This is a genomic window from Streptomyces sp. ADI95-16, from assembly GCF_003721495.1.
Lineage (GTDB): Bacteria > Actinomycetota > Actinomycetes > Streptomycetales > Streptomycetaceae > Streptomyces > Streptomyces goshikiensis.
In genome coordinates, this window is record NZ_CP033581.1 from 4,637,041 (window position 1) to 4,652,227 (window position 15,187).

The following is a 15,187-nucleotide window of genomic DNA, read 5'->3' on the forward strand; positions in this document are numbered from 1 at the left end:
CGTCATCATCTTTTTTTGAGCGGGAGCAGTGCGCTGATGCGGAAGCCGCCGCCGGGCCGCGGGCCCGCGTCCAGGGTGCCGCCGACCATGCCGATGCGCTCCCGCATCCCGATCAGTCCGTGCCCGGCGCCGTCCGCGCCGCCGTCCTCGTACAGTTCGTGCGGCGAGCCGCGGCCGTCGTCCTCGACGAGCAGGCCGAGCCCGTCGTCGAAGTAGACCAGCCGGACGCTGGCCTTCGCCTCGGGCCCCCCGTGCTTGCGGGTGTTCGTCAGCGCCTCCTGCACGATGCGGTACGCCGTCAGCTCCACGCCGCTGGGCAGCCGCCGCGGGGCGCCCTCGACCTCGAAGTCCACGTCGAGCCCGGCCGCCCGGACCTGCTCGACCAGGACCTCGATCTGCTCGACATCGGGCTGCGGCACGTAGTCCTCGGACTCCTGGGGCTCTCCGGTGCGCAGGACGCCCAGCAGCCGCCGCATCTCGGCGAGCGCCTGGCGCCCGGTGCCGGAGATGGTCTGGAGGGCCTCCTTGGCCTGTTCCGGGGCCACGTCCATGACGTAGGCGGCGCCGTCGGCCTGGACCACCATCACCGAGACGTTGTGCGCGACGACGTCGTGCAGCTCGCGGGCGATCCGGGCGCGCTCGGCGGCGACGGCCACCTTGGCCTGGGCCTCGCGCTCCTTCTCCAGGCGCTGGTTCCGCTCGACGAGCTGCGCGTAGTAGGCGCGGCGGGTGCGCAGCGAGTCGCCCGTCACCCAGGCGAGGGCGAAGGGGACGCAGGCGAACAGCACGAACCCCACGTTGTCGGCGAGGCTGCCCTTGTCCACGGTGAAGCGCACCGCGTACAGCGGGGAGGCCGTCAGACCGATGGCGAGCGCCAGCCGGGACAGCCGCCGCGAGACCTCGGCGGAGGCCGCCACCGTGAACAGGATGACCAGCATGGCCAGGTTGGAGGTGTTCGCCTCGGTGTGGGTCGCGAGCTGGTAGACGCCGGCGCCGACGGCCAGCCAGAACATCTGCGGGGTCCACTTGCGGCGCAGGGCGACGACGACGCCCATCGCCACGACGGCGGGTACGGCGATCAACTGCGCGCGGGTGCCGCCGAAGCTGCTGTCGGCGACCTGCAGCAGCGCGATCCCGGACAGGAGGACAGCCCAGAAGCTGTCGACGCCCGTCGGGTGTCTGCGGAGGAAGTCGTAAAGGCGCTGCACGTAACCCAGAGTAGGCAAAGGAGATAGGTGCTGGAGTCAACCACAGGGGCGAACCTGCCCCCGGGGGAGTACTCCGCAAGGTGGAGGCCGAGCTTAGCCTTTGGTGGGTGAGCATCCAGGACGAAACCCGAGGTCCGCTCCGGTGGCGGGCGGCGATGGAGGCCGCGCTGTACGGCCCCGGCGGCTTCTACGTGCGCCCCGGCGGGCCCGGCCCGGCGGGGCACTTCCGCACCTCGGTGCACGCCTCGGCCCTGTACGCGGGGGCCGTGGCCCGGCTGCTGGGCTGGGTCGACGAGCGGCTCGGGCACCCGGACCGGCTGGACCTGGTCGACGTGGGGGCCGGGCGGGGCGAACTGCTGGCCGGGGTGCTGGCCGCGCTGGAGCCGGGGACGGCGGCCCGGGTGCGCCCGTACGCCGTGGAGCGCGCGGCGGCGCCGGAGGGGCTGGACCCGCGGATCCGGTGGGTCGCGGCGCCGCCCGGCGGGACGACGGGACTGCTGTTCGCGAACGAGTGGCTCGACAACGTACCGCTGGAGATCGCCGAGGACGGCCGTTACGTCCTGGTCGCGCCCGACGGTACGGAGAGCAGGGGCGGCGCCCTCGAAGGCGAGGACCTGGCCTGGCTGGAGCGGTGGTGGCCGGCCCCGGGCCGCGCGGAGATCGGCCGCCCGCGCGACGAGGCCTGGGCCTCGGCCGTGGCGGGCCTGGAGCGGGGGCTCGCCGTGGCCGTGGACTACGCCCACACCCGCGCGGCCCGGCCCCCGTTCGGCACGCTCACCGGTTTCCGGGCGGGCCGGGAGGTACCGCCGGTCCCGGACGGCAGCTGCGACGTCACCGCCCACGTGGCGCTGGACGCCTGCGCCGGGCCGGGCGCGGTGCTGCTGAGCCAGCGCGAGGCGCTCACCGCCCTCGGCGTCAGTGGCGGCCGGCCCCCGCTGGCCCTGGCCCGGGCCGACCCGGCGGCGTACGTCCGGGCCCTGGCGGGCGCCGGCGAGGCGGCCGAGCTCACGGCGCGGGGCGGGCTCGGCGACTTCGGCTGGCTGGTGCAGCCGGTCGGCATCCCGGCCTGGCGGCCGTAGCGGAGGCGGCGGCCGAGGCGGCGCCGGCCGGGGGTTACAGCCGCTTCGCGCTGCGCAGCGTCGTCGCGTAGTAGCCGTTGCCGTCGAGCCGCGAGGTGCCGCCCTTGTCGCCGATGGTCGGCCCGTTGGCCTCTTCCCGGCTGGAGATGAAGATCTTGTGGCCGTCGGTGTCGGTGCCGAGGTAGATGCCGGTGTGGTCCAGGCGGTCCTTGGTGCGGGCGTCGAGCTTGAAGAACAGCAGGTCGCCCGGCTGGATCAGGTCGATCGCGGTGGGCCGGTCCTCGGGGGTGACGCCCTTGAGCGCCAGCACGTCCGCGCCCAGGGCGGAGCGGGCCATCCCGTTCGCGGTGCGCGGCAGGCCGGCGCCGGGCTTGTCGTCGGGCAGCAGGGGGTAGCGCGCCCGGTACCCGAAGACGGTGCGGACGAAGCCCGAGCAGTCCATCGACCGGTAGCGGGCGCTCTGGGCCGCCTTCTTCGTGCCGTTGCGGAAGGTGTACGGGGTGCCGAGGTAGTCGTAGAAGTCCGACTGCTCCAGGCGCAGGTCGTTGCCCTCGGAGCCGCTGGGGTTGATGGGGCCGAAGGAGGCGTCACCCGCGTACGCGACGCCCTGGGCGTCCTTCTTCACCGGGGCCTGGTCGCCGTACTGGAAGGCCGTCGCGAAGATGTCGTCCTCCTGGCTCCCGAAGTACTTCTTGAACCACTCCTTGAACCACTGCTCTTTCTCCGCGCCCTCCTTCCACGCCTCGGGCATCAGCCGGACCCAGTTCTCGGTCACGACCCGGGTCTTGGTGTTGGCGGGCTCGGTGAAGGTGCGGCTCGGCCCGGTGAGGGTGGCCGTGCGGGCGCCGTCGGTGAAGGTGGCCAGCACCTGGCCGGTGCCGTCGCGCATCACCGACCGGTCGGGGCCCTTGAGGCGTTCCCACTTCTGGGCGCCCGCCTCGCCCGCCTTCAGGCCCGCCGCGATGTTCTTGTCGTCGACCATCTGGACGGCGGGCGCCTTGGCCTGCTCCTCCGTGCGCAGGGCGTACGTGAGGTACGCGCTGCCGCCCAGCAGGGAGAGCACGGTGACCGTGTTCAGCACGGGGCGGAGGCGGCTCTTCGACTTGGCGGTCATTCGGGATGCTCCGAGGCGGTGGAAGGGGGTACGGGGAGGGGCGCGGGCGCGGTCAGGCGGCCGGCATGACGCCGAGCAGGATGCCGGCGGTCAGGACGACGTAGGTCATGAGCGTGGCGCTGCCGGTGGCCATGAGGGTGGCGCCCTTGGGCTGGCGGACCAGCTGGTAGGCGATCAGGCCGGGCACGATGAAGCCGAGGGTCTGGTTCGTGTAGAGGAGCGGGAACTCCAGCTGGAGCACGATCACCACGGTGGCCTGGAGCAGCACGCCGAGCAGTACGACGGCGGCGAAGAGGCGCTTGCCGTAGAGGATCACGAACCGCTGGAGGAGCAGCGTCAGCACGTACGTCGTCACGGTCACGCCGACGACGAGGGCGGCGCGCTGGAGGTCCTCCAGCAGCGTCAGCGCCAGCCAGCCGGGGGTGATCATGCCGCCGGGGGAGAGGTTGGTCGTGAGGTAGCAGACGAGCGAGAACATCAGGCCCAGCGCGATGCCTATCGCGGCGATCTCGGGGGTGAGGACGGCGGGGATCAACGGGGTTCTCCTGGGTTCTGCCGGTGCTGGTGCCCCTGCCCGGGGAACGGACGGACCTGCGGTTGCGGTTGCGGCCAGGCCGGTACGGGCGTCGCGGCCTCGATCCCGACGGCCCCCTGCGGGTACGGGACCTGCGCGTAGGGATCCGCGTACGGACCGGCGGCGTACGGGTCACCGGCGCCCGGGCCCCCGCCCCCGCCCTCGTACGGGCCCCCGGCCTGCGGGGCGTTCCGGTACGGGGCGTTGTCGTACCGGTCGTCCGCGTGGGCGGCACCCGGGTACCCGCCGCCCTCGTACCCGCCGCCCTCGTGCGCCGCGTTCGCGTGCGCCGCGTTCTGGTACGGGTCGTTCTCGTACGGGGCGCCCGCGTACGGGTCCGGCGCGGCCGGCGCGGCGGCGGCGGGGTCGTCCGGCTCGTCCGTCTCGTCCGCCGGGAGTTCCGCGAGGTGCTCCAGCAGGACCTCGCCCTGCCCGTGGATGTTGCCGATGGCCACGAGCGAGCTGCTCGCGTCCAGGTGCCCGAGCAGCTCGTGCACGAACTCCTCGCCGTCGCGGTGGTCGCCGCCCAGGTCCACCGCGCGGTCGCGCCACTCGGCCGGGATCGCGTCGATGGCGCTGCGCGCCGGGTGCCCGATCACGAACACCCGGTCGGGCCGCAGCTCGGGGATGATCGAGCCCATCTGACCGTTGCGCTCGACGCGGTCGGGCCGGCAGTTGATCACCACGTTGAGCGGGCGGTCCACCGCCCCGAGGTCGAGCAGCTGGTTGATGTTCATCAGCGTCGACTCGGGGTCGTTCGCCGCGAAGACGTTCGCGAAGCGCAGCCGCTTCCCGCCCGGGGCCAGGTACCGCTCGACCGACAGCACGCCCGGGTCCGGCGGGGCGTCGTACATGCCCTGGAGGGCGGTCTCGCGGTCCACGCCGAGGAGTTCGGCGACGGTGAGCGCGATGGCCACGTTCTCCTTGAAGGTGAACCAGCTGAAGCCGCGCAGCTCCTCGTCGCTGACCGTGTCGGGATCGGCGTAGACGAGCCGGCAGTTCCGCGCGTCGGCCTCCTCCTGGAGGACGTCGAACCGTTCCTTCTCGGCGGTCACGCAGATGCCGTCGTGCGGCATCGAGCGCGACAGGGACCGCGCGATGTCGTCCAGGGTCGGGCCCATCTCGGCGACGTGGTCCTCACGGACGTTGCACAGCACGCCGATCGTCGACTGGATCAGCTTGGACTGGTTGATCTCCTGGAGCGCCGGCATGACCGCCATGCACTCCATGACCAGCGCGTGCGGCCGGTACGCGGCGGCGCGCCGCACGATGCCGATCTGCTCGACGACGTTGGCGATGCCGAACTTGCGGTAGACGGGTTCCTCGGTGGCGTCCGGGTGGATGAACCGGGCCGCCGTGCCCGTGGTCTTCGCGACCGTCGTCAGACCGCCGCCGCGCAGGGCGCCCGCGCACAGCCGGGTGATGGAGCTCTTGCCGCGGATGCCGTTGACCAGGACCCGGTGGGGTATGTGGTCGAGGTTGGCGAAGTGCCGCCGCTGTTCCAGGATGCCGGCGATCAGCATGACCAGGCAGCAGACGAGCAGGACGCAGTAGAGGAAGAGCACGGCGGATCAGTTCCTTCCGGCCGGGGCGGAGGACGGCTTCCCGCCCGCTCCGGCCTGCTTGCGCTGCTGCTGTCGCTGCTGGAGCTGCTGCCGGATGATCTCCAGGCTGCGGGTGACGGCGCCCACCTCGTCGTGGTTGCGCGGGTAGAGCACGGTGCGCCGGTCGCCGTCGGCGAGGGACTCGGCGCGCCGGGCGAGCTCGCGGAGCGGGCCGATCACGACGATCCAGAGCCAGCCGAGGCTGGCGGCGCCGACCGCGAGGCCGAGCAGTCCCGCGAGGACGGTGCGGTTCTGCAGGCTGTACTCGTGGATGGCCAGCCCCTTGACGGACTGCCAGCTGACGACCGTCCAGTCCATCTGCTTGGCGGCGCCGCCGCCGACGAACGGGGCCGCGGCCGCGATGACGTGGTCGCCGCCGCTGCGGTAGAGGACGCTGCCGGGCCGGGGGGACATGCCGACCTTCAGGGCGGAGCCCTCGACGAGGGCGTCGAGCCGGTCGTCGTCGAGCTTCTGGAAGGCCCGGTACCCGCTGTTGGAGGCGATGATCCGGTGCTTGGAGTCGACGACCCGGATCTCGCCGAGGCCGGGCCGGCGCAGCAGGGAGTTGAGGAAGTCGATGCGGAACTCGCCGACGACCGCGGTGCCGTCCCGGCCGGGTATCCCGGCGGTCCCGACGATGACGGGCTCCTTGCCGCCGGAGTGCATGGCGATCGGGTCCTCGCGGGGGCCCTTGCCCTCGATGGCCTGGGGGCCGCCGCCCGCCTGGGCGAGGACCTTCCCGGAGCCGTCGAGGACGTACAGGGACTGGTAGCGCAGGTGCTCCTGGAGCGTGCGGTCCAGGAGGGTGCGCATGTGCGCGGGGTCGGTGTCCTCGCCCATCAGGGAGGCCACGGACAGCAGGTCGGCGTGGCCCTCGTTGAGGGCGCGCCGGATCCGGTCGTTGAGGGTGTCGGTGCGCTCGCGCTGGTCGCTGACCAGCTGCTGGGGTACGACGACGTCGTCCCCGGCGCGGTTGACGAGCAGGCCCAGCGGGACGCACCACGCCAGCAGCAGCACGGCGCACACGGCGACGAGCGTACGGGCGCCCGTGCGCCGCAGCGGTCCGCCGCGGCGCCCGGAGCCGGCGGCGGCGGAGCCGGCTGCGTCGTCGTCCGCGCCGTCCGCTTCGTCCGCCCCCTCCAGGAGCTGGTGGCGCAGCCGTTCCAGCGCGTTCCCGATCCGGGCGGCCTCGCCGCCCCGGGGGACGGTGACGGGCCGGGCCAGGTCGCCGCGGGTGAGCCGGCGGCTGTCCAGGAACAGGGTGATCAGCGGGCGCTGCACGGTGCCGATCAGCACGGCGATGACGAGGGCGCCGACCAGCAGCAGGGCGCCGGCCAGGACCAGCCCGGCGAAGGCGTCCGAGGTGCGCCCGGCGCTCTGTACGACGTTGACCATCGCGACGACGGTCAGCTGCAGGCTGGTGGCCTCGGTGCCGACCCCCGCTTCGGGGCCGGCGAGGCGCGCGTAGCCGGCGGCGGCGCGGTCGCCGCCGAACTCGCCGCCCATCAGGCTGCCGCTGACGCCGAGGAAGCCGCCCGAGCCGGGCTCCTTAGCGGTCAGGGGGTTGGCCCTGGCCCGCTTGGCGGCGGTCTTGGCGAAGGACTTGAGCTGCTTGGTGTCGCGTTTGACGTCGTCGCGCTGGAGGTCGGTGAGCACCATCTCGGGCTCGGGGATGCCGTCGTTGCTGAGCACGTCGCCGTCCGGGCCGACCACGGCGATGGACCGGAAGTTGCCGAGGCTGATGCCGGGGAAGCGCAGGCTGCTGGAGGCGACCAGCAACTGCTGCGGCTGGTCCTTCCAGGACAGCAGGGAGAGGGTGAGCAGTCGGGTCTCGCCGTTGGCCAGCTTGACCATGCGCGGGGCCAGGCCGCCTTCGCCGGCCAGCTTGGTGCGGTCGACGGCGGTCAGCGGGAGGTTCTCGCCGCGGGCGGCGAGCAGCCGGCCCGAGGCGATCTCGACGACGGCCGTGCCGCGCCACTTCTGGTAGACGCTGCCGATGCGGTCGAGGACGGCGTCCGGGGCGACGGGCTTCCCGGCCGAGAACAGGGCGGCGGCCCGGTCGAGGTCGGTGACGCTCTCGTCGAGCGAGGCGCGCAGCGCGATCGCACCGTCCTCGGCGAAGTGCTGCTGCGAGGTGAGCACGGCCGCGGGCAGCTTGTCCTCGCGGACGCTGCCCAGGCTCAGGGCCGTGAACCCGGCGAGGGCCAGCAGCAGTACCGACAGCACGGTGATCGGCGGTCTGATCCCGCCGAGCAGTGACATGTCGGCCCTGCGGCGGGCCTTGCGCCGCCGCGACGTGCGCGATGCGGCCACAGCGGGGGCTCCTCTCCTGGAGGCGGGGGGTGGGCGGGAAGGTCGGGGCCGAGGGGCTGAGGGGCGGCGGGCGGCGGGGTGCGCTGCGGTGCGTAGGGGCGTACGGGCGGCGTACGGGCGGACGCGCCGCGATCGCCGGCGTCAGTCGGGCAGGTCCTGCAAGGGCCGCAGTCCGTCCTTCGCGGCGCCGCGGTTGAGCATGGTGCCCTGGGTGCGCTCGAAGGCCAGCCGGTAGCGGGCCTTCTGCTCGGGCAGCAGGTTCTTGTCGTCGCGCAGGGCCTCGGCGACGTTGACCAGGCGGTGGTCGCGTACCGGCTGGGAGCCCGTGCCGGGCGTCTCCGTGCCCGCGGCGCCGGCGGTGGCCTCGGGGTCCGGCGGGATGTCGGTGAAGGTGGGCACGAACCGGGCCCGGACGTCCCAGGTGCCGTTCTTCTCCGTGAAGTCGAACCAGCCGATGGCGCCTTCCTCGGTCAGACCGGTGGGCACGTCGTGGCGGGCGAGCTGGTTGCCGAGTCCGTACGCGACCCAGGTGCCGTCCACCTTCTCCATCGGCTGGACCACGTGCGCGTGGTGGCCGATGACCAGGTTGATCCCGGTCTCCTTGGCGATCCGGCGGGCCAGTTCCAGCTGCGGGTTGCTCGGGTTGGGCTGGTGTTCGCGGCCCCAGTGGATGGAGAGGATCACCACTTCGGCGCCGGCCGCGCGGGCCTTCTTCTCGGCGTCGGCGATGGCCCGGAAGCTGGTGAGGTTGGCCAGCCAGGGCTTGTCGGCGGGGACCTCGCGCCCGTTGAAGCCGAAGGCGAAGGAGATCTGGGCGACCTTCACGCCCTTCACGTCCAGGATCAGCGGCTTGTCGGCCTCGGCCTGGTTGCGGGCGGAGCCGGTGTGCTTCAGGCCTTCGCGGTCCAGGGTGTCCAGGGTGTTGCGGACACCGTCCTCGCCGTGGTCGAGGGTGTGGTTGGAGGCCGTCGAGCAGGTGTCGTAGCCGACGTTCTTGATCGTCTTGGCTATTTGCGGCGGCACCAGGAAGTTGGGGTAGGTCTGGAACGGGCCGTTCGGCTGGCCGAGTACGGGTTCCATGTGGCAGATGCCGAGGTCCGCCTTGCTGATGACCGGCTTGACCCCGGCCATGATCCGGTCGAAGTCGTAGCCCTTGTGCCCGGCCGCCTTGGCGTCCCGGGCGGCCTGGTCGGTCAGCTGGGGGTGGATGAGGATGTCGCCCGCCGCGGCCACGGTGAACGAGCGGCCCGCGCCGCCCGCCTTGCCCTCCGCGTCCGATGCCGCTTTCGGGTCGCCGAACGGGCCGCACGCCGCGAGCGCGAGGCTCAGCGGGAGGGCGAGCAGTGCGGCGAAGCGGGTGCGGGTGGACGCCGGGCGGGTGGGACTGGTCATCACTGGGCTATTTTCTGTCAACGATGAGGCCGAATTTCACAAGGACCGTAACGATTGCGGCTGCGATCGGTGCGGCGATCCTCGCAGCCGTGGCATACGTCACCCCGGGTTCCGGGGATTCGTCCGCAAAGACCCCAGAATCGGAATCTTCCATTCCGCCCGCTGCGGAGGAAGATGATCTTTTGCAGCGCGTGACCCGATTCACGTCGGAATTCGGAACGACGGGCGGCTACCGCCCACCCGGTCCGGCCGAGCGGGCGGCCCTGGTTGACGCAGTTTCACCCCTTTTCGACGGGAACGCCGAAGATGCGCGCACCCGCCTGGCCGAGCTGGACTACGCCCTCGACACCTTCACCGACAAGGCCAGCGGCCGCCGGTTCGCCGAGGTCTCCGACGCGGCGGCCCGGCGCGGCTCGGCCAACCGGGGCTGGGGGCGCGTCTACATGGAACTCGGTACGCCGCCCCGCTGGTCGGTGCAGGTCCCGCACCCCGTCGCCGACCGGGACACGGAGCGGCTCGGGGTCAAGGTGCTGCGCGGCGCCCCGGGCGGTGTCCTGGTGCTCGCGGGAGCCCACCGCAAGGCGGGCGAGGACTCGGTCGACGAGGGATCCGTCGATCCGGGCGCCGGCGACGAGGCCGACATGGCGCACCGCACCGACTCGGTGTTCCACTCCGTGATCGCCGAACTCACCCGCCGGGGCCTGCCCGGCATCCAGCTGCACGGCTTCGCCGACGACTCCATCCCCGGCACCGACTCGGTCCTCTCCACCGGCGTGGGCGACACGGCCGTCAAGGACGCCGGACTCCTCGCCGGGAAGCTGCGCGCCCAGAGCGTCAAGGTGTGCCGGGCGTGGACGAGCAGCTGCAAGCTGTCGGGTCAGACCAACCAGCAGGGCCGGCTGGCCGCCGAGCAGGAGACGCGCTTCCTGCACCTGGAGCTCAGCCGGTCCGTCCGGGCCAGCCCCCGCCGTATGACGGCGGCCGCCGAGGCCATCACGGTCGTCACGACGGGCTGGTCCAAGGCGCAGCCGTAGCCGTAGCCGTAGCCGTAGCCGCAGCCGGGCACGGGAAGGGGCCGGCGTCCCGTGACGGGACACCGGCCCCTTTCCCGTGCCAGGTGGCCTTCGGTTACTCGGCGGCCTCGTGGTCGTGGCCCTCGCGCAGACCGCCGCCGCTGCCCGCGGAACCGCCGGTCGGCACGGAAGTCACCGGCTGCGCCAGCGGGGCCAGGTCGTAGGCGTAGTGGCCGACCGCGTTCGCGATGACGTCGACGTTGATGTCGAGCGCCTTCTGGTCGATGTTGTTGATGTCGTCACCGGCGCCGTGGTAGTTCACGTCGTAGGCGATGCCCGCCGTGCCGCCGAACTTCGCGGCCTGCGCCGGCGTCTTGATGCCCTCGGCGCCCGTGTCCGTACCACCGGACGGGATGCCCGCCTCGATGAACGGGCCGTAGTCCGAGCGGCCGGTGAAGTCCGAGCCCTCGTGCGGGATCTTCTGCGCGTCGAGGAAGTCGGTGATGCCCTTCTCCAGCTGCGCCGAGCCCTCCGGGCCGGGGCCCGAGCCGACGTGGTCGGAGTCGTCGCCGTCGTAGACGAAGTACGCGGCGTTCGGCGAGGCGATCATGTCGAAGTTCAGGTAGAGCTTGATCTGCTTCTTCTGGGCGTCCGTCAGCCCGCCGACGTACGCCTCGGAGCCGAGCAGGCCGAACTCCTCCGCCGACCACCAGGCGAACTTGACCTTGTTCTTGATCTTCGTCTGGCTGCTCGCGAGGCGCTGCGCGACCTGGAGGATGCCGGCCGAGCCGGAGCCGTTGTCGTTGATGCCGGGGCCCGCCGCGACCGAGTCGAGGTGCGCGCCGAGGAAGACGGTGTTGTTCTCGTCGCCGCCCTTCGTCTCCGCGATGACGTTGAACGTCTTGCGGTTCTCCCGGAACTCGCGGATGTCGAGGGTGACCTCCACCGGGCCCGCCGCGGCCTCGGCGGCGAGCTTCTCGCCGTCGGCCTGGGAGACGCCGCCCGTCGGGACCTTGCCCGCGTCCGGGTCGCCCAGGGTGCCGTTCAGGGAGCCCGCCGTGTTGTTGTAGATGATCGCGCCGACCGCGCCCGCCGCCGCCGCGTTCTGCTGCTTCACCGCGAAGGTGCAGCCGCCGCGCTTGACCAGCGCGATCTTGCCCGTGAAGGTGCCGGCCGCGAAGTCGCCGGGCTCGCAGCCGTTCGTCCCGTCGGCGTCGACCGGGGCGACGGCCACCTGCGCCGTCACGCCCTGCTCCGGGCCGCTCTTGGTGTACGTCATCAGGTTGACCGGGACGTCCCGCCCGGCCGCGCCGTTCACCGTCAGCTTCTCGGCGACCGTCTCCACGTAGACGAAGTCGAACTCGTTCCGCGTGACCTTGTAGCCGGCCGCCTTCAGCACGGACTCGACGTACTGCGCGGACTGCACGTGGCCCTTCGAACCGGCCACGCGGGTGCCCTTGTTGTAGTCCGCGAGGGACTGGAAGACCTTCAGGTGGTTGTTGGCGCCCTTGCCGGTCGCCTCCTTGACCAGCTTCTTGGCGAGGGCGTCACCCAGGGCGGCGTCGCTCTGCGGGCCGGTGGCACCGGCGGGCCCGGCGAGCAGCAGCGGCGACGCGAGGGCCACGGCCGCCAGGGCGGCGGTGGCGGCGGCTATACGGCGAGAGGGCATGAAGGTCCTTTCACGGCAGGTGCGGGCGGACATGCAGACATGCGGACATGCGGAAGAGACGTGCGCACTGCGTGGGGGAGTGGTGGAGGCACGTTAAACAGCAACTCGCCACTCTGGCCAGAGCTTTCACTGTTTCCGGTTCGTGAATTCCGGATATCGGTGAATTCGGCCGTTCGGTTCAGGCCATGCCCCGGCTAGCGGAGGATGCCCTCTATGAAGTCGGAGCCGACCCGGGCGACCAAGGTCAGGTCCAACTGGTGATGGACGTACCGGCCTTGGCGCCAGGTGCGCAGCAGTCCGGCCCGCTTCAGCACGGCCAGGTGCCGCGACACCTCCGGCGGGGTTATCCCGTGCACGGTGGCCAGTTCACTGGTCGTGTACGGGGCCCGGGCCAGGCTCCGGCACAGCATCATCCGCATCGGATGGGCCAGTGCCTCCATCCGGCGGACCACGGCGTCCACGGAGGCGGGCTCGGCGGCCAGTTCGCGGGAGTTCAGCGGGTAGTGGACCACCGGCCGCCAGCCGGGGGCGTGCAGCACGAGCAGGTGCGGCCAGCCGAAATGGGTCGGTACGAAGACCAGCCCGGCCCCGATCCGGGGATCGGTGGCGGTCGCGGATCCGTTGACCATCTTGTCGACGGTGATCAGCGTTCCGGCCCCGTCCACGCTCAGCGCGGCGGAGACCTCCTTGAGGGCGGCGGGCAGCCCCTTGCGGCGCAGCACCTCCGCCTTGTGCCGGGCGTCGGCGGCCTGCTGGGGGCCGATCCGCTTCCAGGTCTCGCCGAAGAAGGCCTCCTCGCAGTCCTCCAGGAGCCGGCGCATCCACACGCGGACGGCGGCGGTGTCGTCCAGCAGCCGCAGCGAGAACGCCAGCTGGCGGGGGCCGCGGGCGGCGGCGGTCTCCAGCGCCTTGGCGCGGGCCGCCGGGTTCTTGAGGGGGGAGGGGCCGCCGCCCTCGTTGTAGAGCGCGAGCCAGCAGTGCTCCAGGGCGGCCATCACGAACCGCTCGTCGTCCATCCGGTCGAGTACGTCGAGCTCCTCGGCCAGCGTCGCGGCGGGCAGCCCGGGGCCGCCGGGGATGCCGGCGAAGGCCATGAAGATGTCGGAGAAGGAGCTCCGCCACATGAAGTCGCCCTCCAGCAGCCGGTCCGCGAGGCTCGGGTCCAGCCCGGCGGCGGTGGCGGAGGCCCAGGAGGCGAGGTGGGGGTGATGGGCGGGCTGCGAGAGCGCGTGCAGCGTCATGCAGAGCTCTGAGAGCGGGGACGGCGCGAAGCGGATCCGCTCGACGGGGAGCCCGGCGATGTCGATGGTGACGCTCATCGCCCCATTCTGCCGCTGCGCTGGCCGCGCGTCCTTCCCGCCCCCACCTGCGCCGTTTCAGCCTCGCCGGCGTTTGAGGCGCGGGTCCGGGCGGAGCCCGGTGCCCGGCGGAGCCGGGTTTCCCGGGGCTCCGCCCCAGACCCCGCGCCTCAAACGCCGGCGAGGCTGGAATTGCCCCGGCGGGGCTGGAACGTGCGGCGGCGGGGCCGGAAGGTGCGGCGGCGAGGCCGGAGGGCGCGGCGGCGGGGCGGGGGCCGCGCGGCGGGAAGGGGGCGGCTCCGTAGGAGGAATGTGGCTGGTCAGCGCGGGGGGAGGGGGTCGATTGACGGGGAACGTCAATTGTCGGGGCGGGGGAGGCCGACAGGGTGAGGGTGGACGCATGACAGCGATCGAGCAGCACCTCATCGACACCTACCGCGCGGCCCAGCACGCCTCCCCCATGCCCCCGCTCCCCGGCGAGCACGACATGGCGGCCCTCCGCGCGGCCCGCGCCCACGTCCAGTTCCAGGCCGTCCTCGACGGGCGCCCGGCCCGGCACCCCTGGACCGCCGCCCTGCGCAGGCTGTTCCGCCGCCCCCGCCCCCGCCCCGGAGCCTGCTGAGCGCCGCTCCAACCCATCGGCCGGACCCGGCCGCCCCGCCCGGGACCCCACTGAGCGCCGCCGTCGGCTGTAGACGGGCGGAGAGGGCCACAGCCGCCGTCGGGTGCAGACGGGCCGGAAGGGCACGCCGTCGGGCACAGGGGGCCGGAAGTACCGCCGGCGGCTACAGGCGGGCCAGGAAGGCCGTGGTTGCCTCCGTGATGTCCTGGGGGGTCCAGGACAGGCCCGGGCGGGTCACTTCCAGTTCCGTCATCGCCAGCCCCGCAGGGCCCTGCGGGTGCCAGCGCCGGAAGAGGACGGTCCCCGTCTCCTCCGCCTGCCGCAGCCCCGCCTCCGTCAGGCACTCCGCCTCGTACGGCAGCCACACCTGGAACTGGTGCGTGTGCGGCACCTCCGGGTTGATCCGGAACCACGGGACCCCGGCCGACACGAACGCCGAGCGCAGCGCTTCGGCGACGACCCCCGCCTGCGCCACGTACGACGGGAGCATCGGAAGTTCCCGCTCCAGCCCCGCCAGCCCCGACAGCGCCTGCGGGAACTGCCGGAAGACCTGCCCCCCGTACCGGTGCCGCCACACCCTCGCCTCCGCGATCAGCGACGCCGGCCCCGCCAGGCAGGCCCCGCTGATGCCGCCCAGCGACTTGTACAGCGACACGTACACCGAATCCGCCAGCCCCGCGATCTCCGGCAGCCCGCGCCCGAACCACTCCGTGGACTCCCACAGCCGCGCCCCGTCGAAGTGGATCACCGCGTCGCGGTCCCGGCCGGCCGCGACCAGTTCTTCCAGCTCCTCCCACGACGGCAGCAGGAACCCCGCGTCCCGCAGCGGCAGCTCCAGCATCAGCGTCCCGAACGGCTCCGCCAGCTCCCGGACCTCCGAGGCCGTCGGCTGCCGGGGCTCGTCCGTCACCGCCGCCGTCCGCAGCCCCGAGACCAGCGACACCGCGCCGCCCTCCCACCGCTCCGGGTGGCTCATCGGGTGCAGCGCCACCACCGGGTTGCCCGTCCGGCCCGCCCAGCACCGCAGCGCGACCTGCTGCGCCATCGTCCCCGAAGGGAAGAACGCCGCGTCCTCCATCCCCAGCAGCTCCGCGACCCGCCGCTCCAGCCGGGTCACCACCCCGTCCCCGTAGAGGTCGGCCGGCTCGTCCGGCCCCTCGCCCGCGGCGGCCGTCAGCTCCGCCAGGAGTTCCCCGACGGTCGGCTCCAGCAGGCTCCGGGACAGCACCCGCTCGGCCCCCCGCCACGCCGCCACCAGCCGCTTCTTGCGCTCCAGGTCATCCGTCATGCCCGAAATCATC

General features: G+C 72.8%; 12 protein-coding genes. 3 read left to right on the forward strand and 9 right to left on the reverse strand.

Annotated elements, in window-relative coordinates; all coding sequences use genetic code 11:
* Nucleotides 1-5: 5 nt before the first annotated feature.
* Entirely contained in the window at nucleotides 6-1,208 is a 1,203-nt protein-coding gene (locus EES41_RS20570; RefSeq protein WP_123079815.1) for a sensor histidine kinase, read from the reverse strand.
* A gap of 155 nt (nucleotides 1,209-1,363) precedes the next feature.
* On the opposite strand from EES41_RS20570, the gene EES41_RS20575 reads away from it, so the two are divergent.
* The gene (locus EES41_RS20575; RefSeq protein ID WP_123079816.1) at nucleotides 1,364-2,287 is read left to right on the forward strand and encodes an SAM-dependent methyltransferase; all 924 of its coding nucleotides are present in this window, start codon (nucleotides 1,364-1,366) and stop codon (nucleotides 2,285-2,287) included.
* A 34-nt stretch (nucleotides 2,288-2,321) separates the two neighbouring features.
* Here the strand turns inward: EES41_RS20575 and EES41_RS20580 are convergent, their stop codons facing one another.
* From EES41_RS20580 to EES41_RS20600, 5 genes are all read right to left on the reverse strand, one after another.
* Nucleotides 2,322-3,401, reverse strand: a complete 1,080-nt coding sequence (locus tag EES41_RS20580) for an NlpC/P60 family protein (RefSeq protein ID WP_123079817.1) — start codon at nucleotides 3,399-3,401, stop codon at nucleotides 2,322-2,324.
* 52 nt (nucleotides 3,402-3,453) lie between these two features.
* On the reverse strand, nucleotides 3,454-3,936 hold the full coding sequence (locus EES41_RS20585) for a poly-gamma-glutamate biosynthesis protein PgsC/CapC (protein ID WP_123079818.1): 483 nt from the start codon (nucleotides 3,934-3,936) through the stop codon (nucleotides 3,454-3,456).
* Nucleotides 3,933-5,540 (reverse strand): poly-gamma-glutamate synthase PgsB, encoded by a 1,608-nt coding sequence (gene pgsB / locus EES41_RS20590; protein ID WP_254211524.1) that lies wholly within the window; start codon nucleotides 5,538-5,540, stop codon nucleotides 3,933-3,935. The genes EES41_RS20585 and pgsB overlap by 4 nt, the downstream gene beginning before the upstream one ends.
* Before the next feature lie 6 nt (nucleotides 5,541-5,546).
* The gene (locus tag EES41_RS20595) at nucleotides 5,547-7,841 is read right to left on the reverse strand and encodes a cache and HAMP domain-containing protein (RefSeq protein WP_164496119.1); all 2,295 of its coding nucleotides are present in this window, start codon (nucleotides 7,839-7,841) and stop codon (nucleotides 5,547-5,549) included.
* Between the two features lie 192 nt (nucleotides 7,842-8,033).
* Nucleotides 8,034-9,221 carry a CapA family protein gene (locus EES41_RS20600; RefSeq protein ID WP_123082597.1) on the reverse strand — a complete coding sequence of 396 codons (1,188 nt, stop codon included), beginning with the start codon at nucleotides 9,219-9,221 and terminating at the stop codon, nucleotides 8,034-8,036.
* Nucleotides 9,222-9,475: 254 nt separating this feature from the next.
* Between EES41_RS20600 and EES41_RS20605 the strand changes: the two genes are divergently transcribed.
* Complete coding sequence (locus EES41_RS20605; RefSeq protein ID WP_164495896.1) at nucleotides 9,476-10,318, forward strand: hypothetical protein; 843 nt, start codon at nucleotides 9,476-9,478, stop codon at nucleotides 10,316-10,318.
* A gap of 94 nt (nucleotides 10,319-10,412) precedes the next feature.
* On the opposite strand, the gene EES41_RS20610 is transcribed toward EES41_RS20605, so the two are convergent.
* Together EES41_RS20610 and EES41_RS20615 are read right to left on the reverse strand one after the other, a co-directional pair.
* A complete protein-coding gene (locus EES41_RS20610; protein WP_123079821.1) occupies nucleotides 10,413-11,966 on the reverse strand; it encodes a M28 family metallopeptidase in 1,554 nt (517 codons plus the stop codon).
* A gap of 194 nt (nucleotides 11,967-12,160) precedes the next feature.
* Entirely contained in the window at nucleotides 12,161-13,285 is a 1,125-nt protein-coding gene (locus EES41_RS20615) for a DUF5937 family protein (RefSeq protein ID WP_123079822.1), read from the reverse strand.
* A 379-nt stretch (nucleotides 13,286-13,664) separates the two neighbouring features.
* Here EES41_RS20615 and EES41_RS20625 point away from each other — a divergent pair, with 379 nt between their 5' ends.
* A complete protein-coding gene (locus EES41_RS20625) occupies nucleotides 13,665-13,886 on the forward strand; it encodes a hypothetical protein (RefSeq protein ID WP_123082598.1) in 222 nt (73 codons plus the stop codon).
* Between the two features lie 163 nt (nucleotides 13,887-14,049).
* Here EES41_RS20625 and EES41_RS20630 read toward each other — a convergent pair whose 3' ends face one another.
* Entirely contained in the window at nucleotides 14,050-15,174 is a 1,125-nt protein-coding gene (locus EES41_RS20630) for a low specificity L-threonine aldolase (RefSeq protein ID WP_123079823.1), read from the reverse strand.
* Between the last annotated feature and the right edge of the window lie 13 nt (nucleotides 15,175-15,187).

What these genes read in the sequence shown, in the direction of transcription:
- EES41_RS20625 (WP_123082598.1), top strand. Translation starts at nt 13,665, where the DNA reads ATGACAGCGATCGAGCAGCACCTCATCGACACCTACCGCGCGGCCCAG.
- EES41_RS20630 (WP_123079823.1), bottom strand. Translation starts at nt 15,174, where the DNA reads ATGACGGATGACCTGGAGCGCAAGAAGCGGCTGGTGGCGGCGTGGCGG.
- EES41_RS20610 (WP_123079821.1), bottom strand. Translation starts at nt 11,966, where the DNA reads ATGCCCTCTCGCCGTATAGCCGCCGCCACCGCCGCCCTGGCGGCCGTG.
- EES41_RS20595 (WP_164496119.1), bottom strand. Translation starts at nt 7,841, where the DNA reads ATGTCACTGCTCGGCGGGATCAGACCGCCGATCACCGTGCTGTCGGTA.
- EES41_RS20615 (WP_123079822.1), bottom strand. Translation starts at nt 13,285, where the DNA reads ATGAGCGTCACCATCGACATCGCCGGGCTCCCCGTCGAGCGGATCCGC.
- EES41_RS20580 (WP_123079817.1), bottom strand. Translation starts at nt 3,401, where the DNA reads ATGACCGCCAAGTCGAAGAGCCGCCTCCGCCCCGTGCTGAACACGGTC.
- EES41_RS20575 (WP_123079816.1), top strand. Translation starts at nt 1,364, where the DNA reads ATGGAGGCCGCGCTGTACGGCCCCGGCGGCTTCTACGTGCGCCCCGGC.